This is a genomic window from Buttiauxella sp. (assembly GCF_049686335.1).
GTDB lineage: Bacteria > Pseudomonadota > Gammaproteobacteria > Enterobacterales > Enterobacteriaceae > Buttiauxella.
This window is the reverse complement of the sequence record NZ_JBAVHX010000004.1, coordinates 483,287-502,416: the sequence shown is the minus strand read 5'-3', so window position 1 is coordinate 502,416 and position 19,130 is coordinate 483,287. Positions and strand designations below refer to the sequence as shown.

The window sequence follows — 19,130 nt, the reverse complement described above, 5'->3', positions numbered from 1 at the left end:
GGGCATAAACCGTGGGTAAACAGAGGGGAATGTAAAAACGCCACCGCTAAGGGTGGCGTTGGGAGCATTATTTTAACTCATCAACCATCGTGATGGCGCGGCCAATATAGTTTGCCGGGGTCATCTGTTTCAGGCGGACTTTCTCTTCTTCTGGCAACTCGAGGCTGTCGATAAACTGTTTCATGCCTTCGGCATCGACGCGCTTACCGCGAGTCAGTTCTTTCAGTTTTTCGTACGGCTTTTCAATACCGTAACGGCGCATCACAGTCTGAATTGGCTCAGCCAGCACTTCCCAGTTGAGATCCAGTTCAGCCAGCAGGCGGTCACGGTTCACTTCCAGTTTGCTCACACCTTTCAGAGTGGACTGGTACGCAATCAGCGCGTAGCCAATGCCCACACCGAGGTTACGCAGCACGGTGGAGTCAGTCAGGTCGCGCTGCCAGCGGGAAACAGGCAGTTTGCTCGCCAGGTGTTGCAGCATCGCGTTAGACAGGCCCAGGTTGCCTTCGGAGTTTTCGAAGTCGATTGGGTTAACTTTGTGCGGCATGGTGGAAGAACCGATTTCGCCAGCAATGGTTTTCTGCTTGAAGTGGTTCAGCGCGATGTAACCCCAGACGTCACGATCGAAGTCGATAAGAATAGTGTTGAAGCGTGCGATGCAATCAAACATTTCTGCGATGTAATCGTGCGGTTCGATCTGCGTGGTGTACGGGTTCCACTGGATGCCCAGTGACGTCACGAACTCCTCGCTGAACTGGTGCCAGTCAACTTCCGGATACGCCACCATATGGGCGTTGTAGTTGCCCACTGCGCCGTTGATTTTGCCAAGAATGTCCACTTTCTCTAACTGACGGAACTGGCGTTCCATACGGTATGCCACGTTTGCCATCTCTTTACCCATGGTTGATGGGGTCGCAGGCTGGCCGTGGGTACGGGAAAGCAGAGGAATATCACGATACTGAACCGACAGGTCTTTCACCGCATCGATAACCTGACGCCAGTACGGCAGCACCACGTCTTTACGCGCAGTTTGCAGCATCAACGCGTGAGACAGATTGTTGATGTCTTCTGAAGTACAGGCGAAGTGAATGAATTCAGACACCGCGTGCAGCGCAGGGATGGCCGCCACTTTTTCTTTCAGGAAATACTCAACGGCTTTTACGTCGTGATTGGTGGTGCGTTCAATGGTTTTAATGCGAGCTGCATCTTCTTCACTGAATTCAGCAACAATTTTATCAAGGTAACCGATTGCGTCTGCGTCAAAAGCAGGAACTTCCTTGATCGCTGTGTGCGTGGCCAGTTTTTGAAGCCAACGTACTTCGACTTGTACGCGGAATTTCAGCAGACCAAATTCGCTGAAAATAGCGCGCAGAGCGCTGACTTTGTCACCGTAACGTCCATCGATTGGAGAAACGGCGGTCAGTGAGGATAATTCCATAAGTTACAACTCCAGAGAGGTTAACATTGAGCAAGAATTTGTTTGGCCTGAGCACACAGGCGACTACGAGAAAACATTAACTGCAAGCGTCCACCGCCAACCTGGTGCCAGAGCACTGCGGCGCGAATACCGGCCAGCAACGAGGCGCGGACTTTACTTTGCACCTGCGGGCTCTGCAGCACAGCAGGGGAACCGGTGACCTGAATCCGCGGGCCAAGCGGGCTGATGACATCAACATAGATCCCAGCCATGGCGCTCAAAAGGGTATCGGACTCGAGATCAAAATGTTCCAGCTGACGTTGTAAGCCAGAGATGCTTGAGCCGAGCTTATCCATCGCACCTTTGCTGCCGTGAAGTTTACGTTCCAGCACCATCAGGCTCAATGTGTAGCGCGTCAGCTCAGCATTCATGCCCTGGCGATTGCTGGCGTTCAATACACCCAGCAAGGTTTCGAGGCCAAGTTTCAGGTTTGCTTCGTTGCCACCAAAAACATCCAGCGTAGAGCCTGGGTTTTGGTCGATGACGCTGTTCAACGAAACATGCAGCGCATCGTTATCGCAATGCCCCTGGTGTGCCAATTGCTGAACCAGACGGGCAGACTGACAGATCCCTGCCAGTGCGATAGTGATGTCATAGTAATTTTTGGCCACGAAGGTTTCGTCCTTGTTTGTAATCTTGTTTGCGATTAAACAACGAGCGGCAGACGCTGCTCGATAACACCACCACCGAGGCACACTTCGCCGAGATAAAACACGGCAGACTGACCAGGCGTGACGGCGGCAACAGGTTCTTCAAAACGCACTTCAATACGATCGGCATCCAGCGGGGTGATCACGCAAGCAAGATCGGTCTGGCGATAGCGGGTTTTCACGGTGCAAGCCAGCGGCGCGGTCAGCGCTTCGCGGTCAACCCAATGCAGCTGTTGTGCAATCAGGCCAACTGACATCAAACGTGGATGTTCATGACCTTGTGCTACCACCAGAATATTATTCTCAACGTCTTTATCGACCACATACCATGGATCTTCGCTACCTTCTTTGGTACCGCCGATGCCCAGACCTTTACGCTGACCCAGCGTGTGGTACATCAGACCCTGATGCTCGCCGATGTTTTCGCCATCAACAGTGACGATTTTGCCCGGCTGTGCTGGCAGATAGCGGCCAAGAAATTCGCGGAATTTACGCTCGCCGATAAAACAGATACCGGTAGAGTCTTTTTTCTTTGCGGTGATCAAATCTAACTCTTCCGCAATACGGCGCACTTCTGGCTTTTCCAGTTCGCCGACCGGGAACAGGCTTTGTGCGATTTGCTCGTGTCCAAGCGTATAAAGGAAGTAGCTTTGATCTTTGTTGCTGTCTAATCCGCGCAGCAGGCGACTTTTACCGTCCACATCATCGCGACGCACGTAGTGGCCGGTGGCGATGTAATCGGCACCTAAATCTTCGGCGGCAAATTCGAGGAAGGCTTTAAATTTGATCTCTTTATTGCACAGAATATCCGGGTTGGGTGTGCGCCCGGCTTTGTACTCTTCCAGGAAGTGTTCAAACACGTTATCCCAGTATTCTGCGGCAAAGTTTACGGTGTGCAGCTCAATGCCGAGTTTATCGCAAACGGCCTGCGCATCCGCTAAATCAGCGGCTGCGGTGCAGTACTCCTCGCCATCATCCTCTTCCCAGTTCTTCATGAACAAGCCTTCCACCTTGTAACCTTGTTGTTGCAACAAGTAGGCGGAAACGGAGGAATCGACACCGCCGGACATCCCGACGATCACTTTTTTCTGGCTGTTATCAGACATGGAGTAACTCACGACATTGAACTTAAAGGCGGCGTATTCTATCACGCATCACCGGGCCTGGCACCCCTAACTAAACGGCCAGTTGAATGCACCTAGCATGCTGAGCGGATAACGTTCAGCGCGTTGATAGCAACGGATACTTTCGGCCACTAACGGCGAACGCAAATTCCCTGCGTTAACAATTTGTTGCGGATCCAGCCATAAGCAACGATCGATGTCGCTATCATGTGGCGTAGTCGGGAGTTGTTCTTCAAGATCGATGGAAAACAAGAAACGCAAAAATGGCGTTTTGTCCGGTGCAATCCACTGATGCATGCGGATAAAGGTCTGTGGCTCGGCGCGAATCCCGGTTTCTTCATATAACTCGCGTTTAGCGGCTTCGATCAGCGTTTCGTCAGCTTCGAGATGGCCGGCAGGCTGATTCCATAACGCTTTGCCATTGATAGTTTCTTCTACAACCAGAAATTTCCCCTGCGCCTGAACGACGCAAGCGACGGTAACGTGCGGTTTAAACATCTTTAAACTCCCTGTTTTAAATTCATTAGCATGATCATTGTTAGCATGACCTTCTCAACTATAGCGAATCCAGCGGAATTTCCCGCCATTCACCCGGGGCTAAACCCGCGAGCTCGAGATTGCCCATAGCAAAACGTATCAGGCGCAGCGTAGGGAAACCGACATGCGCCGTCATCCGCCGCACTTGTCGGTTGCGCCCTTCATATAAAGTCATTTTCAGCCAGCTGGTAGGGATAGCTTTGCGCTCACGAATAGGCGGGTTGCGCTCCCATAACCATTGCGGCTCTTCAACTAACTCAGCGCCAGCGGGCAGGGTAGGGCCGTCGTTCAGCGTGACGCCATTTCGCAGCGATTCCAGCGCTTCCTCCGTTACCGCACCTTCCACCTGCACGAAATAGGTTTTGCCGGTGCGTTTGCCGGGTTGCGTCAGCGTTGCCTGTAATGCACCGTCGTTTGTTAACACCAGCAAGCCTTCGCTATCGCGGTCAAGACGACCGGCCGCGTAAATTCCTTGTAACGGGATGTAATCTTTCAGCGTGCTGCGACCTGCTTCATCTGTGAATTGCGGTAGCACATCGTAGGGTTTATTGAAGATAACCAGCCGCTTCGGTCCATCAACGTGCTTTTTTTTGGCAGGGCGCCGGGTGCTGAATCGTTCAACTGAGTGATTTCTAAAAGAAGTTTTGTTCATAGTGTTTTCAGACGTTAGGGATTAACGCATTATAACGGAAATCACCAGTGATTGGCGCGGGCCTGATATTCAAGTAGTATTGACACGCACATTACAAATCATTAACAAAAAGAAGCGCTCGAAGGAGAGGTTAATGGAAAGCAAAGTAGTTGTTCCGGCGGAAGGTAAGAAGATCACCCTGCAAGATGGCAAACTGAATGTTCCTCACAACCCAATCATTCCTTTCATTGAAGGTGATGGTATCGGTGTGGACGTGACGCCCGCTATGATTAAAGTGGTTGATGCCGCCGTGCAGAAGGCCTACAAAGGCGAGCGGAAAATTTCCTGGATGGAAATCTATACCGGCGAAAAATCTACCCAACTTTATGGCCATGATGTCTGGCTGCCAGAAGAAACTCTGGACCTGATTCGTGATTACCGCGTGGCGATTAAAGGGCCACTGACTACTCCAGTTGGCGGCGGTATTCGTTCCCTGAACGTTGCTCTGCGTCAGCAACTTGACCTGTACGTGTGTCTGCGTCCGGTGCGTTACTACCAGGGCACACCAAGCCCGGTTAAACACCCAGAATTAACCAACATGGTTATCTTCCGTGAAAACTCAGAAGATATTTATGCGGGTATCGAGTGGAAGGCTGACAGCGCTGAAGCTGAAAAAGTCATCAAATTCCTGCGCGATGAAATGGGCGTAACGAAAATTCGTTTCCCAGAACATTGCGGTATCGGCATCAAGCCGTGCTCTGAAGAAGGCACTAAACGCCTGGTTCGTGCAGCTATCGAATACGCAATCACCAACGACCGTGATTCCGTAACGCTGGTTCACAAAGGCAACATCATGAAATTCACCGAAGGTGCTTTCAAAGACTGGGGCTACCAGTTAGCGCGTGAAGAGTTCGGTGGTGAGCTTATCGATGGCGGCCCATGGGTTAAACTGAAAAACCCTAATACCGGCAAAGAAATCATCGTTAAAGACGTGATCGCTGATGCGTTCCTGCAACAGATCCTGCTGCGTCCTGCTGAATATGATGTTATCGCGTGTATGAACCTGAACGGCGACTACATTTCCGACGCCCTGGCAGCTCAGGTTGGCGGTATCGGTATCGCACCAGGTGCGAACATCGGTGACGAATGCGCACTGTTCGAAGCGACCCACGGCACTGCACCAAAATATGCTGGCCAGGATAAAGTGAACCCAGGTTCTATTATTCTGTCCGCAGAAATGATGCTGCGTCATATGGAATGGTTCGAAGCGGCTGACTTAATTGTTAAAGGTATGGAAGGCGCGATTAACGCTAAAACCGTAACTTACGATTTCGAACGCCTGATGGAAGGCGCTAAACTGCTGAAATGTTCAGAGTTTGGCGACGCGATGATCGAACATATGTAATTAGCGATTTTGCTGATTTCGAAGCGGGAGCCTGGTGCTCCCGTTTTTTTTGGTTATTGCATCCTCTAAAGTCTCAAGGTGCTGAGAGCCAAAATCAATCAGCACTTTAAATGTGTTAATGAACGTAGCGGATAAATAGGGCAGGAATTGTGAATGTAAATACAGCAGGTTATGAGCTGTGATTATGATTTACATTTCAACACGAGACTTTTTTCTGTGTAAGCAACCGTATTATCGGGGATGTCTTTATTAATAAAAGACATTGCACCGATTGAAACATTATTTCCAATCTTTAAACTGTCACCAATAACACAAGAGTTAGCGCCAATCTCTACGGAATCACCAATTATAATAGATGGGGATATTTTATCTCGGTTAATACTTCCACCAATACCAATAGTACAATTTTGGCGGATTTTAAAATTGGAACCAATGCTTACGCACCCATTAATGACTACCGATAAAAAGTGGGTGACAATGAGTCCCGGCCCAATTGTTGCGCGAAGCTGTATTTCAGTATTGTATTTTTGGATCAGGTTTCTGTTAATTCTTCGTGCAATATATTTGCCAGTCGTTATCTCGCTCTTATAAAGATAGGAGGCTATTCTCCACCAAAAATTAAATCTTCTCTCCGGGCACTTAATAGCCTTATGGATAGCACGAGACCATGAAAAGGGTTTGTTGCTCATTATCACTTCTTGTTGTAAACAATCGTGCAGATGTTGCTTAAGAGTTAATCTTATCATTTATTTTAATTGAGTGTCTGTTTCATTGATATTACTAACTATATAATTTGCGATGTTTTTGGTGTTATTCATCATTATGATGAATGGTTCAATTTATAGCAATGTTAACTCTCCCTCTAAAAAAAGAAGGAAGCGGGAGCGAGATGCTCCCGTTTTGTTATGCCAATTCAAACGTATTAAATAATGGTGTCATTACCAGAAAACGTTAGCTTGCAAACCAATTGCCCAGGTATCGTTGGAATGACCGTTTTCAAATGAGCTGCCGGTGTTATCCCAGTTATCCGTATTGCTATCAAAGTAACTGGCATACAGACGCAATTCTGGTTTATCACGTCCGTAAGATAAGGCTTGTGCGAGGGTATACTTCGCACCGCTACGGTCGTAGTTTGCTCCATCAACAGTTTTCTCATCATCGAAGTAACCGAGTTCAACATAGGTACGGGTATAGTCCGACCAGTGATAGGTCACTTTGGCGCTGGCAGAGACCGTTGTGCCTTCGCCTTTTTTGCCATCCCACAGTTCAATATCGTCGGCTGCTGCATAGTTAATGGCGTGGCTCAGATCCCAGTCTTTGGCTAAAGGAATGACACCATAGTTGCGCACCGCCCAACCGTTACCGCTTTTCACGGTACCGTTCAGCGTATCGGCAGCCCCGAAGGTCACCCCTTGTAAGGCTGACCCATCTGCGTAGTATTGAACAACGGTATTGTTGGTGCCTGTATCGAAGACCTGTTGCTTCACGATAGCCATAACCGTTTGACCATCTGAATAATCGTGATTGTTATGCTGAATTTGCTCTTCACTGGCATCAGCACCAAGGTATTTATAACCCACTGCGAGGGTGGCACCGCTCCATAGCGGTTGACTGTCATACATTAATTCCAGTTGGTTGGAATCCACCAAATCATCAACATCGACACTATCGAGTTCACCGTCAGCCCCGATTGATTTATCTTCTTCAATATCACGGTGAAGCACGGCGACAGATAATTTTCCTTGCCCCAGAGCCATTTTTTCAATACCGCCACCAACGTTAGTATGGTTCCAGTAGTCATAATCATTTGCGTCTATACTGTATTTATTATATTGACGAATACCGACCCACGCTGTCTCTTCTAATCCCAGGAAGTTTCTGAACTGCATATTCAGGTTTTCCCAGCCGAATGGATTATCACCATTGTTGCTGTTGGAATCACCATCGTACATGTTAATCATGGTCTGGATATAAACAGACTGATTGCCAGTGTTATATAGCTCTTTCCCAAAGCCAACTTCAGCATAGGTGTCAAATTCATTACCCAGGCGACCGAGTTTATTTTTCTGGAAACTGCCACCTACTGCTTCTTTCATTGAACCATCTTCACCACCCGCAACACCAGCGCGGAAATATCCGTAAAAATCAATCCCGGCTAAAGTATCGGCGCCAACGATGGTTTTAGATGCAGACTCTGTCGTATCAGTTGCAAAGACGGTTGTAGGGAGCAGAGCAAGCGTGACGGAAACTGCAAGGGGTAATAACTTTGTCTTCATTATATTTCTTCCTGAATTTAAAATAATAGCGAGAATTTATTTATTGGATTTAAGCTAATAGCAAAAGTAATAAACGCATCGAAATAAAATTCGATGGAGTGTTTGTTGTTCAAGTAAAACAATACCTTGTAGGATTGGCATTATATTGTCTGGTATGTTGAATTAGCTACTGGATGGAGGTTGGTTTTTTATTTAAAAATAAACCATATATAATTTATGGGGATGTGATTTTCATCTCGGTAATAAGTAAAATTGAATAAGCTCTACCGCGATGAATGAAGTCCTCACCCCGAATTGCAGGGGGTTTAGCTGTCATTTTTATTCATCAGATTATCAATAGCCTGATGAATAAAGATGCTCAGCTTCGGACAGTAGTACAGCTGGAGACTATAATTTATAAACGCCATCCTGGCGCGACTCGCCTTTTTTGGGGACATAACATGAACAAATTTGCATTAATACTGCTGGCCGCTTGTACTCTGATAACCGCAATCCCCGCACAGGCAACCGAGCAGTCAAGACAACGCCAGGATGCCCGAGATGTGAGACAGGGTACTCGAGAGGCGTCGCGTAATATCAAGCAAGAGTGCCGTGAAGGCCTGGTCGGGAATGCCGATTGTCGACAGGAGCATCGTCAACATAAGCAAGAGGGGCGGGAAAAAGCTCGCGATATCAAGTACTGAGATGCTGCGTGAATGGGCGTGTTTGGCTGCTAACTGGCAGTTTATGGTTCAGAGAAGTGCACAAAGGAAAATTTAAAATTGTATTTCTTCGTGCACGACGAGCTAAACAACTGAAGTGTATTATTCGTGCCCGCCACACTGGTGCGATAACCCACTTTAGGGCTTACCACATTTAGGAATTTATCATGAAAAAATTAGCATTAATGTTGCTTGCTGCTTCCACCCTGATGGCCGCCGTACCAGCACTGGCAACTGAACAGTCGCAAGATCGCCAGGACGGACGTGATGCGAAGCAAGAGTGTCGCGATGGTCTGGTGGGTAACGCTGATTGTCGCCAGGAAAAGCGTGATATCAAACACTAATAGTGTGAAGCTATAGGCGTGACGCCTGGTTAGCGAAGAGAATACCCGGCTCAATAGTCGGGTTATTTTTTGCCAAAAATAAATAGCTGATGTTAGAACGGGAGCCTGATGCTCCCGTTTTATAATCTGCATTAGAATGTATATTTAATACCTAAACGATAACGAACTTCCATTTCGTCTTTCTCATGGTCTTCATTATAACGCGGTACATAACCGATTTCAGTATATGGCTTCCAGTGTTTATCAATGCTATAGCTGGCCACAACGTTATACAGCCAATAATTATGCTCGCCTTCGTAATCTTCGTAGTTGGTGAAACGATATTCAAAATCACCGACGATTGAGAATTGTTGATAGGTATAGCCAAGCTCCCAGTTAAACTGGTTATAGTTTTTATCTTTAACATTGGAATTTTCGCTGACTTCAATACCCGGACGCCAGCGCAGGGATGTCATCCAGCTATCGTTAATATTGTAGATGGCTTTAACCTGCGCACGGTAACCAATATAGGAATCACCTACATCAAGGTTGATCGCGGGTGCCAGTGTCAGCGAGTCATTGATAATGAAATTCTTACCAAACTCAAATTCACTTCCGTTGCCACTGTATTTCTCAATACCGTTTTTGTAGCCTTCATTATCAACTTCTGTTTTTTCAGATATCTTACCTTCGACGCTGGCAAAATATCCATCTTCGGTGGTATGACCAATTTTAATTCTATCCGCATTGGTTCCACTTTCAGGCTTAAATTCATGACGATAGTCAAGTGTCACGGCACCTGATGAAACTGAAACCAACAATGTTGCAAGAGCACTAATTTTAAACAAACACTTCATTTGTCTTTCCCTGTGTGAATTAAAAAATCAATCATCGGACTGGTGACGATGCTAATGAATTTTTATTTCAGAAAGAGATAACACGATCAAATAAATGAAATGGTGTTTCATTTATTTTGTTCGTTATTGGATAAAACAATTGTTGTTTTTTTTATGTGGCAATGGTGAAGGCGTGAAAAATGAGAGGGTTTATAAATTGAATGAGTAGACACGCTATTGTTTAAGCGGGAAGGGGCTATTCCCGCTTGCGTTTAGCAGTTTAGGCTTCCGGTTTTTCATACCGTGGCAATTGGGTTATCTGATAAGTGCTGGTGCTTTGAATAATGCATCGATCTGGATTGGGATTGCCCGAGTAAAACAAGAAGTACTGCTGCTTTTCAGGGAAGAACACCAGGTCATCGCCATTTTGGTAGCTGATAACGCGGAAAGGGACGCCATTGACCGTTTTGGTCTTCTTCACGCCTGCCGCAACCATAAAGTGATCGTCCCACTTCATTGTCGAAAGGTTATGGCTAAAGCGTGATATGACGACATTCTCACGCTGTGGGCATGAAAGCTGGGTCGCCGTGGCGGCAAAAGCGGAGGATTGAACGAAGCCCATAAGGCTAATCAGGAGAATGAGTTTCATAAACCGTCTCATTTTTTATGAATGGGACGCGAGGGTAACACGTATAACTGCTGTACTTAACCCTTGGTCATTTTGTGATTTAGAGGCAGGATGATAATTATTGCATGTTAAATTTTGAGCGAAACGGTATTTTTTAACCAGTGAATGGATGATTTAATATCAATAAGTTGAAATTTTAAGCGAACGATGCGCGGGGAATTGCATAGAGGATCTGCTTTGTGTAGAGTGTTCTCCACGCCGACTTAGCTCAGTAGGTAGAGCAACTGACTTGTAATCAGTAGGTCACCAGTTCGATTCCGGTAGTCGGCACCATTTTTAAAAAGAAACCACCTTTTAGGTGGTTTTTTTTCGTCTGTACAAAAGCATTTGTGAAGTGGAGGAGAGGAAGGCTAAAAGCAGAACGCACTTCCTCCATGTCAGGGAGTTAGATCCATCCCTGATGGCTGGCAAACCAAACCACAATTGCCACCACAATCAAGATTACCGTTGTTTTTCTCATGACTTCTCGACCTGTTAAAAAGACACCTGATGTAATGCTGCGAAGATCATATCAGGAGAAATGCCGAAGATATGCGTGTTTTACAGCAACCTGCCGTTTGTCATCTATTCTTCGCAAACCAACCAGAAGTCAGCTTCATCGAACATCTCTTCAACCAGACGGTTAATTTTCTCTTTTTCATTCTTGGTGCAGTCGCTGTTCACTGCATTAGCCTGCATCGGTTTCACCCTGACATCTGCATCAGGGAAAATGCCGTGCACGCGTCGAGTGAGTTCTGCAAGAATCTTTTCATTTGCACCGGGAAGACCCGCTACGTTTCGTTTGTCGTAAACCAGTTCAACGAACATTGATACTTCCCTATTAAAACTGTGTTTATATACAGTAATGAATCTCAACATTCAAGGCAAGCGGAGTTGCTGAAAAAGAAAAACCATTAAGACAATTGCGCAGTTTATTCCGATTTACTGACGTTAAGTGGGGAATCTGCATTACGCGCTTTGGTCTGTTCCATTATCAGTTGGTAAGCCACGTAATATTTAAAAATGTTGCTCACATATTGCACCGTTTCATTGCCGATACGCAGTTGTGCAATACGTTCAACATTGTTAAACCAGACATTCGGATCAAAGCCTTTAGTCACCGCCTCTTTGCGCAATCGGGCTATTTTGGCCGGGCCGGCATTATACGAGGCGAAGGTGAAGAGCAATTTGTTCAGATCTGTCATTTTCTCGTCAGCAAAATAACGGTCGCGCATGAAACGGATATATTTCACTCCCGCATTAATGTTGGGATCGATTAGCCGGATATCGCCGACGTTCAGCTCTTTACCGGTAGTAGGCAGAACTTGCATGACGCCAATCGCACCACTTTTGCTGCGTACTGTCTGGTCAAGGCGCGACTCCTGGTAGCCTTGCGCCGCCATCATCAGCCAGTCAACATTGTATTGCTCACCGTATTTGCGGAAAATTTCTGTAACCTGATAAAACTTATCTAATTCCTCTTCCGAACCTGCATCTTTTACCCATTTAGTACTGCGTAAATACTTATAAACCTGCTGATTGCCGAATGAAGTGCCAATTTTATGCGTGGAAGTAAATGTATCTAATTGGGCTTTCAGAAGGGGAGAGTTCTTCCGCATCGCCAGTGCGATAGACCCGTCATCACGCAGGGTAATGTTTTCATACATCACCAGGTTTGGATAAATCTGCTTCCATAATAAGGCAAGGTAACGGTCAACCACCGTGTAATCGGCAAGATTGGCATTCACCATTTCCAGTATGTCTTCAGGTTCAAAATTACCAGGGGCATTAATCACTACGGCGGGGGGCATCTTCTTCTCTACCAGGCTTTTATTCAACTTCTCAATGCTTGAGAGGTAACTGGTGGAAGGATTGACAAAGAGTGACTGCCCGGCCAGGGAGTCGACATCTTTGAGTTCGGGCGCTTTGTTACTGGCGACGACCACTTCATGAACATTTTTTGCCAATGGCTCACTGAAATCCACCAGCTTTTCGCGTTCCGACGTCATCGTCAAATCAGCGGCGATAACATCGCCACGTCCGGCAATAAGTTGCGGAATAAGTTGGTCGCGAGCGGTGGGTATAAACAGTAGGTGAGTTTTTTGTGAGGGCTTTAAGCCTTTATTGATTTGCTTATCAAACTCTTGCATCAGCTCCAACATGATGCCCCGTTGAGTCCCGCTGTTATCAATAAAGTAAAAAGTTTTACTGTAGGGAATCAATACCCGAATGATGCGTCGTTCCTTCATCACATCATAATCACCAAAGACAGCATTGATTTTGGTTTCAAATTTCAATGGTTGCTCATCGGTGGCTGCGTGCGTCATCGGCAAAATGGAAGAGAGCAAGAGTAGTACCAACAACAAGCGCGTCATGTTCACACCATCTAACAATTCTGCTGGGTACCATTTAATTATAGCTCGCGTGATGCTGTGTTGGTTACATATCGCACCGGCCTGGCGGGGGCGAAAGCGGGGAGGGATGATGAGTTCTCTTAATGAGAAAATTATTAATTGAAAATAATTCTTGCTTCCATCGAGCTGGCATGCGTTAATGCGTCATCGGTTTGGAAGACAGACCTTATGAAAGCAGTTTTAGTAAAGCAGTCCTCAGTTCAAGCGCTATCAAGTCATCAGATACCCTTCTTCGTGAGTCTCCTCCTAAGTGCCTAAATAAGAAACGTTCTGCAATACAGACCACGTTCGCCATATTAAATGGCTATAAAATATCGAGGAAGTATCTATGTCTAAAATGACTGGTTTAGTAAAATGGTTCAACCCAGAAAAAGGTTTCGGCTTCATCACTCCTGACAATGGTAGCAAAGATGTGTTCGTTCACTTCTCTGCCATTCAGAGCAATGATTTCAAAACTCTGGACGAAGGTCAGAAAGTTGAGTTCTCTATCGAGAACGGCGCTAAAGGTCCATCAGCAACTAACGTTGTTGCTCTGTAAGACTGCTGACGCAAACTGCGACTGACGCATGCGAAGACGGTGAACAACCCGAGCCGGAAGTCAAAGTGAATAAACCCGCCATGTGCGGGTTTTTTGTTATCTAAAATTCATCAACCCCCCGCCTCCAGACCTTTCTAATGCCATGATATTAATAAGGTTATCTCTTATTCTTTACATTAATTAACGATGTACCTTCAGTTGGTTTACGCCCAGTAGACTATGCTTGTAGTGGAATATACTTTTTTAGACGTATATCACATTAATAACTGGAGTTTTTTTATGGGCTTTTGGCGTGTTGTTTTTACGATTATTTTACCCCCACTGGGTGTTTTGCTAGGTAAGGGATTCGGTTGGGCATTCATTCTGAATATCGTACTGACACTGTTGGGTTATATTCCTGGATTGATCCACGCGTTCTGGGTGCAAACCCGCAATTAATCAATAAAACCGATTCATGGGTTTAATACAGACTTAGCGAGGGGCTGAAAGGGTCGCTCGCAAGGAAGTGCAGGGGGCATTAAATTGCCCCTGTTTACTTTTGCATCTAAGAATGTTCTGATATAGCCAATTATTTAATGAGCTACAGAGTCATTTTATGTATCAGTTAAAACCGGGAATGCTGGCAATGATTATTGGTTCCCGTACTGTTGCCGGGCGGGTGAATATCGGTAAATCAGTTGAGCTTTTTGGCCTGTGCGAACCAGGCGCAAGTTTTGTTAACCCGGTTACCGGTGTGGTGACGCAACTTCCACATGATGCAAATCAGTCGTTGTGGTTAGTGACAGGCGATGTCGTGGCTTTCGATGGCCGCGAAGGTTATACCTTTGTTCGTGCTGAATATCTGATGCCACTCGATAAGACGCTATTGCCAGAGATTGAACAAGAGCACGCTGTTCACTAAGTGATTTATCGGCGGTTGCTTGAAAATGATCTCCGCTTGCCATCATATTTTTTATGTCAGCGCTTTGTCTAAAGCCTCAACACGGGCAATTAAAGCGGGGAGCTCACTTTCCGCGTAAACCTCGATACCATTTTGTCGCAGTAATGCCGCAGCAACACCCACTCCAGGCTGCGTGATGCCCTGGAAAGTGCCGTCATATATCTTCGTGCTGCCGCAAGTTGGGCTGCCATCGGTCATTAATGCCAGGCGGCATCCTGCATCCTGAGCCGTTTTTAATGCCAGCCATGCGGCCAGCAGATAAGTTTGGCTCACGTCAGAACCATCACTCTCCTGAATTTTTGCATCTCCCCTAAGCGCCGCAGTACCCCCACCACCGACCAGTTCGGCAGGCAGACGCGGAGTCGCGAGACCTGCGGCCAGTTCAGGGCAATGGGTAATCAGGCGCTGTTCCTGCTGCCAGCGCTCTAACACCCCGGCAAGTAGCGGCTTATCCTGTCCGTTATAACGAACTTTAAAGCCCATCAAGCAGGCGCTGACCAGTATTTTTGTTTTCATTACACGATACAAAGGGAGGTGGGGGATCTACGTTACTACACTGTACGTGGTGCACGCCACCCTGCTAATTTTGGGCGTTGCAAGGCAGACTGCAGTGGCATAACCTATCATTCCTTATGTAGTTAATGCCATTAAACATAAGGATAATCAAACAAATGCCTCCCTTACCCTTAAAAGAAACTCTTCGCGTTGCTCTGGTGGGTGACTACAACTCAGCGGTGACAGCGCATCAGGCGATCCCTCTGGCTTTAGATAATGCAGCTGAATATGTTGGCATCACCGTTGACTACGATTGGTTGCCCACTCCGGAAGTCACTAGCCCTGAAGACCTGGTGGGGTATGACGCTATCTGGTGCGTTCCGGCAAGTCCTTATCAAAATGAAGACGGTGCTTTTCTGGCTATCCGTTATGCTCGCGAAAATCAAATTCCGTTTCTGGGTACCTGCGGGGGTTTCCAGCACGCCATTATTGAATATGCGCGCAATGTGCTGGCCTGGGATGACGCTACTCATGCTGAAACCAACCGTGAGGGACGACGGGTTATTGGGCCATTGAGTTGTTCGCTGGTGGAGAAATCCGACGCTATCGAACTTAAGCCTGAGTCATTGATTGCGCAGGCTTATGGTCGGACACAGATTGAAGAGGGCTACCACTGCAATTATGGGATAGCCGACTTTTTTGCCGACCACCTGGAATCTTCGCAATTGCAGCCCACCGGCTGGGACAAGCAGGGTGAAATCCGTGCGGTCGAACTTCGCGGCCATCCTTTTTTTGTCGGAACACTTTTCCAGCATGAACGTAACGCATTGAAGGATGAGCCGGCGCCACTTGTTGAAGCGTTGCTTAAAGCGGCGCTGCGTTAATCAGGAAGAGTGGTTTGCACGCGCTGGGCTGATCTCTGCATCACGCCCGGCAAAACCACCGAATACCGCCATCATGCACGCCAGTATCGCGCATCCTAATAATGGCAGACTCCACTGACCCGAGATATCGTGTACTTTGCCCATCATCGGCGGGCCAAAAGCGGCTAACAAATATCCCATACATTGCGCCATCCCGGACAACGCGGCGGCCTGGTGCGCACTGTTTGCACGCAGGCCGATGAATGTCAGGCCGAGGATCATCGTTGCGCCAGAGCCAAAGCCAAATATCACCACCCACACACTGGCGAGGCCCGGTATCATCAGTAATCCAATCGCGCTTACTGCGCACAGCAAAGCCATGACAATGGCGATACCGCGATGGTCTTTCATACGACTTAACAACATCCCGATAAATAAGCCGGGGGCGGCAGTGGCTAATTGCATCAGGCCGTGCAATGAACCGGCTTCGGCTTCACTATAACCGTGGCTTATCAGAATCGAAGGCAGCCAGCCAATTACCACATAGTAAATAAGCGAGTTAATCCCCAAAAACAGAGTAACTTGCCATGCCAGAGCCGATGTCCAGATGCCGCGGCTGTGTAGGGCATTACTGTTGCTTAAGGTCGATACGCTGTGATTGGACAACTGCGGCAACCAGACCAGCAATGCCACGACAGGGAAAATCATCAGCGCCATCAATGCTCCGGGCCAACCGTAACCCTGTTGGGCAATGGGAACCACCATCATTGAGCCGATTGCTGCCGCAACGCCCATCGTCAATGAATACGCGCCGGTTAATCGAGCAACCTGGCCCGGAAAATCACGTTTAATCAGGCCTGGTAACAGCACGTTCCCCATCGCAATCCCGCAGCCAATAATGGCGGTGCCGATATACAGCAGTGCCGTATTTCCCATGGATCGCAGAACAATGCCCGCACAGATAATCAGCAGAGCGGCAAACAAACTGCGTTCGATACCGAATCGACGAGCAATGCCAGCCGCCAGCGGAGACACTATCGCAAAAGCCAAAAGTGGCAGCGTGGTAAGCACGCCCGTTTGCGCCGTTGTCAGGCTGAACGATTCGCGGATCATCTCCAGTAAAGGTGCCGCGCCGGTAAACGTCACGCGCAGCGTGGTGGCAATCATTAAGATGCCGAGCAGTAGCAAACCGTGTTTTTTCACATTTGAAGTCGAAATTGATGACATACAGATACCCCATAAAACGATGTGCTCAAGATACATGTTTTGGGAATGGAAGGAATCAACGTAAAATGCCAGCTTATCCCTAAAACCGGACAAGATGATGGAACGTGGTTTAGCCCTCGAAGGATTCGACCCTGACAGCAACCGCCAGCCTGCTCAGGCGTTCAGGATCCTTGTGTCAGAAAGTGAGAACGAAATTCCCTTCCATCAGCATCGCAAAGGGCAATTGATTCTGGCATTACATGGCGGGATCACCTGTGAAGTTGAGCAGGCGATGTGGATGGTGCCGACGCAGCATGCGGTCTGGATCCCCGGTGAAATGCCACACAGTAACCGCGCGACCGCCAATGCCCAGCTTTGCTTTCTGTTTATTGAACCGGGCGTGGTTGAGATGCCTGCACAATGTTGCACCTTGCGCATAACCCCCTTGGTGCGGGAATTGATCCTGCATTTGACCCAACAAGATGAGCCGGGTTTATCGCAACCTGAGACGCAAAGACTGATCAGGGTTTTGTTCGATGAACTGCCACGCCAGGCGGTAGAACAACTGCACTTGCCCATGTCGCAGCACCCAAAAATCCGCTTTATTGCCGAACGTCTGGTCTCGAATGCACAGCAACGTCAGACGCTCGAACAGTGGGCGTCTCAGTTGGCGATGAGTGAGCGGAATCTTGCACGCCTGGTGGTGAAAGAAACAGGGCTCAGCTTCCGGCGCTGGCGGCAACAACTACAGCTGATCGTGGCGCTTCAGTTGCTGATTGGCGGCGCATCGGTGCAAAAGGTGGCCAGTGAACTCGGATACGATTCAACCAATGCCTTTATTACGATGTTTAAAAAGGCGCTGGGTAACACACCTGGCCGCTACCTGGCCTCGCTGGAACCACATTAGCAGACTCACTGCTTCCCGATAACAAGCGAGACAAGTCCTGCGGCAATCAATGGCCCGACCGGCACCCCACGGAATAACGCCACACCCAAAACCGTTCCGACCAACAAGCCTGCCACTAAACTCGGCTGGCTACTCATCAGCGTGACGCCGCGTCCACCGAGCCATGAAACGAATACGCCGACCACAATCGCCACTAGCGATTTCCAGTTCGTAAACGAGTGCAACAGAGTACTGGCAGGTAATGTCCCGCTGGCAATCGGTGCCATAACACCAATTGTCAGAATGATAATCCCTACCGTCAGCCCTTGTTTTTCAATCCACGGGAAAAACTGACTCAATGGTGTCACCCGGACAATGATAAGCACCAGAATCGAGACCGCAACGGTCGTGTTATGGCTGACAAACCCTAACCCGGCAAGTGCCAGCAGAATTAAAAGTGTTGAATCGAAGATCATCGTTGCTCCTTGCGAAAATTAAAGGTGAGGCATTTTTATTGTTAATTCTTACTTTACGTCCAGCCGAGTTATTTCTTAAGGCTTTTTAAACAGATAGCCTGCATTTTGTGCAGTTGCATAGTGATGATGAGAAACTTGTATCGATTTTGACGATCAATAACGCTGTTATTGATCAATAAAAACTATTTGAATCCTGTGGGTATTCGCCCATATTCTAGCGCCCGTTAAATAGAGTTTTTATTAATCCCATTCTGAATGCGCATATTTACGAATCACTGCGCGCTTTTTACCAGTAGCGAAAATTTAATGTGAAAGCGATATCTCCACACTTTTCCCGACATGATTTTTCCTGCCCGTGTGGCTGTGGTTTTGCTGATGTCAGCATCGAATTAGTGGCTCTTCTGGAAGCTGTTTTTGAGCATTTTCAGCAACCTGTTGTAATACAACGGGGATGTATTTGTACGCACTACAACAAAGCTTGCGGTGGTGAATACGCAAGCCAGCATCTATTAGGCACGGCGGCGGATATTACGGTGGAAAATATCCCCCCCGATAGCGTCGCTAATTATCTGGAGGCGACCTATCCGCAACAATATGGAATAGGGCGTGGCGATGCCTGGACGCATATTGATATGCGTATATCGGCAGCTCGTTGGCGAGAGTAAATTAAGCGAAGTAGTTAAGT

At 47.5% G+C, this 19,130-nt stretch carries 23 protein-coding genes and 1 tRNA gene; 10 read left to right on the top strand and 14 right to left on the bottom strand.

Annotation, left to right across the window (positions count from 1 at the left end; genetic code table 11):
* Positions 1–67: 67 nt before the first annotated feature.
* From purB to rluE, 5 genes are all read right to left on the bottom strand, one after another.
* The gene (purB, locus tag WBL83_RS02760) at positions 68–1,438 is read right to left on the bottom strand and encodes an adenylosuccinate lyase (protein ID WP_424587693.1); all 1,371 of its coding nucleotides are present in this window, start codon (positions 1,436–1,438) and stop codon (positions 68–70) included.
* Positions 1,439–1,458: 20 nt separating this feature from the next.
* Positions 1,459–2,088 carry a high frequency lysogenization protein HflD gene (gene hflD, locus WBL83_RS02755; protein WP_424587692.1) on the bottom strand — a complete coding sequence of 210 codons (630 nt, stop codon included), beginning with the start codon at positions 2,086–2,088 and terminating at the stop codon, positions 1,459–1,461.
* Positions 2,089–2,123: 35 nt separating this feature from the next.
* Positions 2,124–3,233 carry a tRNA 2-thiouridine(34) synthase MnmA gene (gene mnmA, locus WBL83_RS02750; protein ID WP_424587691.1) on the bottom strand — a complete coding sequence of 370 codons (1,110 nt, stop codon included), beginning with the start codon at positions 3,231–3,233 and terminating at the stop codon, positions 2,124–2,126.
* A 66-nt stretch (positions 3,234–3,299) separates the two neighbouring features.
* Positions 3,300–3,749, bottom strand: a complete 450-nt coding sequence (locus tag WBL83_RS02745; RefSeq protein WP_424587690.1) for an NUDIX hydrolase — start codon at positions 3,747–3,749, stop codon at positions 3,300–3,302.
* A gap of 58 nt (positions 3,750–3,807) precedes the next feature.
* The gene (gene rluE, locus WBL83_RS02740; protein ID WP_424587689.1) at positions 3,808–4,440 is read right to left on the bottom strand and encodes a 23S rRNA pseudouridine(2457) synthase RluE; all 633 of its coding nucleotides are present in this window, start codon (positions 4,438–4,440) and stop codon (positions 3,808–3,810) included.
* Between the two features lie 133 nt (positions 4,441–4,573).
* On the opposite strand from rluE, the gene icd reads away from it, so the two are divergent.
* Positions 4,574–5,824, top strand: a complete 1,251-nt coding sequence (gene icd, locus WBL83_RS02735; protein ID WP_424587688.1) for an NADP-dependent isocitrate dehydrogenase — start codon at positions 4,574–4,576, stop codon at positions 5,822–5,824.
* A 182-nt stretch (positions 5,825–6,006) separates the two neighbouring features.
* Here icd and WBL83_RS02730 read toward each other — a convergent pair whose 3' ends face one another.
* Entirely contained in the window at positions 6,007–6,513 is a 507-nt protein-coding gene (locus WBL83_RS02730) for a serine acetyltransferase (RefSeq protein ID WP_424587687.1), read from the bottom strand.
* 249 nt (positions 6,514–6,762) lie between these two features.
* Positions 6,763–8,100 (bottom strand): carbohydrate porin, encoded by a 1,338-nt coding sequence (locus tag WBL83_RS02725; protein WP_424587686.1) that lies wholly within the window; start codon positions 8,098–8,100, stop codon positions 6,763–6,765.
* Between the two features lie 440 nt (positions 8,101–8,540).
* On the opposite strand from WBL83_RS02725, the gene WBL83_RS02720 reads away from it, so the two are divergent.
* A complete protein-coding gene (locus WBL83_RS02720) occupies positions 8,541–8,783 on the top strand; it encodes a hypothetical protein (RefSeq protein ID WP_424587685.1) in 243 nt (80 codons plus the stop codon).
* A 185-nt stretch (positions 8,784–8,968) separates the two neighbouring features.
* Positions 8,969–9,145: a hypothetical protein gene (locus WBL83_RS02715; protein WP_424587684.1), complete on the top strand. Its 177-nt coding sequence runs from the start codon at positions 8,969–8,971 to the stop codon at positions 9,143–9,145.
* Positions 9,146–9,276: 131 nt separating this feature from the next.
* Here the strand turns inward: WBL83_RS02715 and WBL83_RS02710 are convergent, their stop codons facing one another.
* Both WBL83_RS02710 and WBL83_RS02705 read right to left on the bottom strand, forming a co-directional pair.
* Positions 9,277–9,981: an oligogalacturonate-specific porin KdgM family protein gene (locus WBL83_RS02710; RefSeq protein WP_424587683.1), complete on the bottom strand. Its 705-nt coding sequence runs from the start codon at positions 9,979–9,981 to the stop codon at positions 9,277–9,279.
* A 259-nt stretch (positions 9,982–10,240) separates the two neighbouring features.
* The gene (locus WBL83_RS02705) at positions 10,241–10,609 is read right to left on the bottom strand and encodes a hypothetical protein (protein WP_424587682.1); all 369 of its coding nucleotides are present in this window, start codon (positions 10,607–10,609) and stop codon (positions 10,241–10,243) included.
* A 236-nt stretch (positions 10,610–10,845) separates the two neighbouring features.
* Between WBL83_RS02705 and WBL83_RS02700 the strand changes: the two genes are divergently transcribed.
* Positions 10,846–10,921, top strand: a tRNA-Thr gene (locus WBL83_RS02700).
* A gap of 291 nt (positions 10,922–11,212) precedes the next feature.
* On the opposite strand, the gene WBL83_RS02695 is transcribed toward WBL83_RS02700, so the two are convergent.
* Positions 11,213–11,455: a DinI-like family protein gene (locus tag WBL83_RS02695; RefSeq protein WP_424587681.1), complete on the bottom strand. Its 243-nt coding sequence runs from the start codon at positions 11,453–11,455 to the stop codon at positions 11,213–11,215.
* 104 nt (positions 11,456–11,559) lie between these two features.
* A complete protein-coding gene (locus WBL83_RS02690) occupies positions 11,560–13,002 on the bottom strand; it encodes a transporter substrate-binding domain-containing protein (RefSeq protein WP_424587680.1) in 1,443 nt (480 codons plus the stop codon).
* A 367-nt stretch (positions 13,003–13,369) separates the two neighbouring features.
* Between WBL83_RS02690 and cspE the strand changes: the two genes are divergently transcribed.
* The 3 genes from cspE to WBL83_RS02675 all read left to right on the top strand — a co-directional run bounded on the left by cspE (position 13,370) and on the right by WBL83_RS02675 (position 14,480).
* Positions 13,370–13,579 (top strand): transcription antiterminator/RNA stability regulator CspE, encoded by a 210-nt coding sequence (gene cspE, locus WBL83_RS02685; protein WP_183271852.1) that lies wholly within the window; start codon positions 13,370–13,372, stop codon positions 13,577–13,579.
* Between the two features lie 279 nt (positions 13,580–13,858).
* Positions 13,859–14,017: a YqaE/Pmp3 family membrane protein gene (locus tag WBL83_RS02680; protein WP_012907256.1), complete on the top strand. Its 159-nt coding sequence runs from the start codon at positions 13,859–13,861 to the stop codon at positions 14,015–14,017.
* 157 nt (positions 14,018–14,174) lie between these two features.
* Positions 14,175–14,480: a hypothetical protein gene (locus WBL83_RS02675; protein ID WP_424587679.1), complete on the top strand. Its 306-nt coding sequence runs from the start codon at positions 14,175–14,177 to the stop codon at positions 14,478–14,480.
* Positions 14,481–14,531: 51 nt separating this feature from the next.
* Here WBL83_RS02675 and WBL83_RS02670 read toward each other — a convergent pair whose 3' ends face one another.
* The gene (locus tag WBL83_RS02670; RefSeq protein WP_424587678.1) at positions 14,532–15,035 is read right to left on the bottom strand and encodes a DUF523 domain-containing protein; all 504 of its coding nucleotides are present in this window, start codon (positions 15,033–15,035) and stop codon (positions 14,532–14,534) included.
* A gap of 155 nt (positions 15,036–15,190) precedes the next feature.
* On the opposite strand from WBL83_RS02670, the gene WBL83_RS02665 reads away from it, so the two are divergent.
* Complete coding sequence (locus tag WBL83_RS02665) at positions 15,191–15,898, top strand: CTP synthase C-terminal region-related (seleno)protein (protein WP_424587677.1); 708 nt, start codon at positions 15,191–15,193, stop codon at positions 15,896–15,898.
* Here WBL83_RS02665 and WBL83_RS02660 read toward each other — a convergent pair whose 3' ends face one another.
* Positions 15,899–17,104, bottom strand: a complete 1,206-nt coding sequence (locus tag WBL83_RS02660) for a CynX/NimT family MFS transporter (protein ID WP_424587676.1) — start codon at positions 17,102–17,104, stop codon at positions 15,899–15,901.
* A 97-nt stretch (positions 17,105–17,201) separates the two neighbouring features.
* Between WBL83_RS02660 and WBL83_RS02655 the strand changes: the two genes are divergently transcribed.
* Positions 17,202–17,990 carry an AraC family transcriptional regulator gene (locus tag WBL83_RS02655; RefSeq protein ID WP_424588022.1) on the top strand — a complete coding sequence of 263 codons (789 nt, stop codon included), beginning with the start codon at positions 17,202–17,204 and terminating at the stop codon, positions 17,988–17,990.
* Positions 17,991–17,995: 5 nt separating this feature from the next.
* Here the strand turns inward: WBL83_RS02655 and WBL83_RS02650 are convergent, their stop codons facing one another.
* On the bottom strand, positions 17,996–18,442 hold the full coding sequence (locus tag WBL83_RS02650) for a DUF441 domain-containing protein (protein ID WP_424588021.1): 447 nt from the start codon (positions 18,440–18,442) through the stop codon (positions 17,996–17,998).
* A 311-nt stretch (positions 18,443–18,753) separates the two neighbouring features.
* On the opposite strand from WBL83_RS02650, the gene WBL83_RS02645 reads away from it, so the two are divergent.
* Positions 18,754–19,110, top strand: a complete 357-nt coding sequence (locus WBL83_RS02645) for a D-Ala-D-Ala carboxypeptidase family metallohydrolase (protein WP_424587675.1) — start codon at positions 18,754–18,756, stop codon at positions 19,108–19,110.
* Positions 19,111–19,130: the final 20 nt, after the last annotated feature.

Bases quoted from the DNA above. Each gene is read 5' to 3' on its own strand.
- purB (WP_424587693.1), bottom strand. From the start codon at position 1,438: ATGGAATTATCCTCACTGACCGCCGTTTCTCCAATCGATGGACGTTAC.
- mnmA (WP_424587691.1), bottom strand. From the start codon at position 3,233: ATGTCTGATAACAGCCAGAAAAAAGTGATCGTCGGGATGTCCGGCGGT.
- WBL83_RS02745 (WP_424587690.1), bottom strand. From the start codon at position 3,749: ATGTTTAAACCGCACGTTACCGTCGCTTGCGTCGTTCAGGCGCAGGGG.
- rluE (WP_424587689.1), bottom strand. From the start codon at position 4,440: ATGAACAAAACTTCTTTTAGAAATCACTCAGTTGAACGATTCAGCACC.
- icd (WP_424587688.1), top strand. From the start codon at position 4,574: ATGGAAAGCAAAGTAGTTGTTCCGGCGGAAGGTAAGAAGATCACCCTG.
- WBL83_RS02730 (WP_424587687.1), bottom strand. From the start codon at position 6,513: ATGAGCAACAAACCCTTTTCATGGTCTCGTGCTATCCATAAGGCTATT.
- WBL83_RS02725 (WP_424587686.1), bottom strand. From the start codon at position 8,100: ATGAAGACAAAGTTATTACCCCTTGCAGTTTCCGTCACGCTTGCTCTG.
- WBL83_RS02720 (WP_424587685.1), top strand. From the start codon at position 8,541: ATGAACAAATTTGCATTAATACTGCTGGCCGCTTGTACTCTGATAACC.
- WBL83_RS02715 (WP_424587684.1), top strand. From the start codon at position 8,969: ATGAAAAAATTAGCATTAATGTTGCTTGCTGCTTCCACCCTGATGGCC.
- WBL83_RS02710 (WP_424587683.1), bottom strand. From the start codon at position 9,981: ATGAAGTGTTTGTTTAAAATTAGTGCTCTTGCAACATTGTTGGTTTCA.
- WBL83_RS02705 (WP_424587682.1), bottom strand. From the start codon at position 10,609: ATGAAACTCATTCTCCTGATTAGCCTTATGGGCTTCGTTCAATCCTCC.
- WBL83_RS02695 (WP_424587681.1), bottom strand. From the start codon at position 11,455: ATGTTCGTTGAACTGGTTTACGACAAACGAAACGTAGCGGGTCTTCCC.
- WBL83_RS02690 (WP_424587680.1), bottom strand. From the start codon at position 13,002: ATGACGCGCTTGTTGTTGGTACTACTCTTGCTCTCTTCCATTTTGCCG.
- cspE (WP_183271852.1), top strand. From the start codon at position 13,370: ATGTCTAAAATGACTGGTTTAGTAAAATGGTTCAACCCAGAAAAAGGT.
- WBL83_RS02680 (WP_012907256.1), top strand. From the start codon at position 13,859: ATGGGCTTTTGGCGTGTTGTTTTTACGATTATTTTACCCCCACTGGGT.
- WBL83_RS02675 (WP_424587679.1), top strand. From the start codon at position 14,175: ATGTATCAGTTAAAACCGGGAATGCTGGCAATGATTATTGGTTCCCGT.
- WBL83_RS02670 (WP_424587678.1), bottom strand. From the start codon at position 15,035: ATGAAAACAAAAATACTGGTCAGCGCCTGCTTGATGGGCTTTAAAGTT.
- WBL83_RS02665 (WP_424587677.1), top strand. From the start codon at position 15,191: ATGCCTCCCTTACCCTTAAAAGAAACTCTTCGCGTTGCTCTGGTGGGT.
- WBL83_RS02660 (WP_424587676.1), bottom strand. From the start codon at position 17,104: ATGTCATCAATTTCGACTTCAAATGTGAAAAAACACGGTTTGCTACTG.
- WBL83_RS02655 (WP_424588022.1), top strand. From the start codon at position 17,202: ATGGAACGTGGTTTAGCCCTCGAAGGATTCGACCCTGACAGCAACCGC.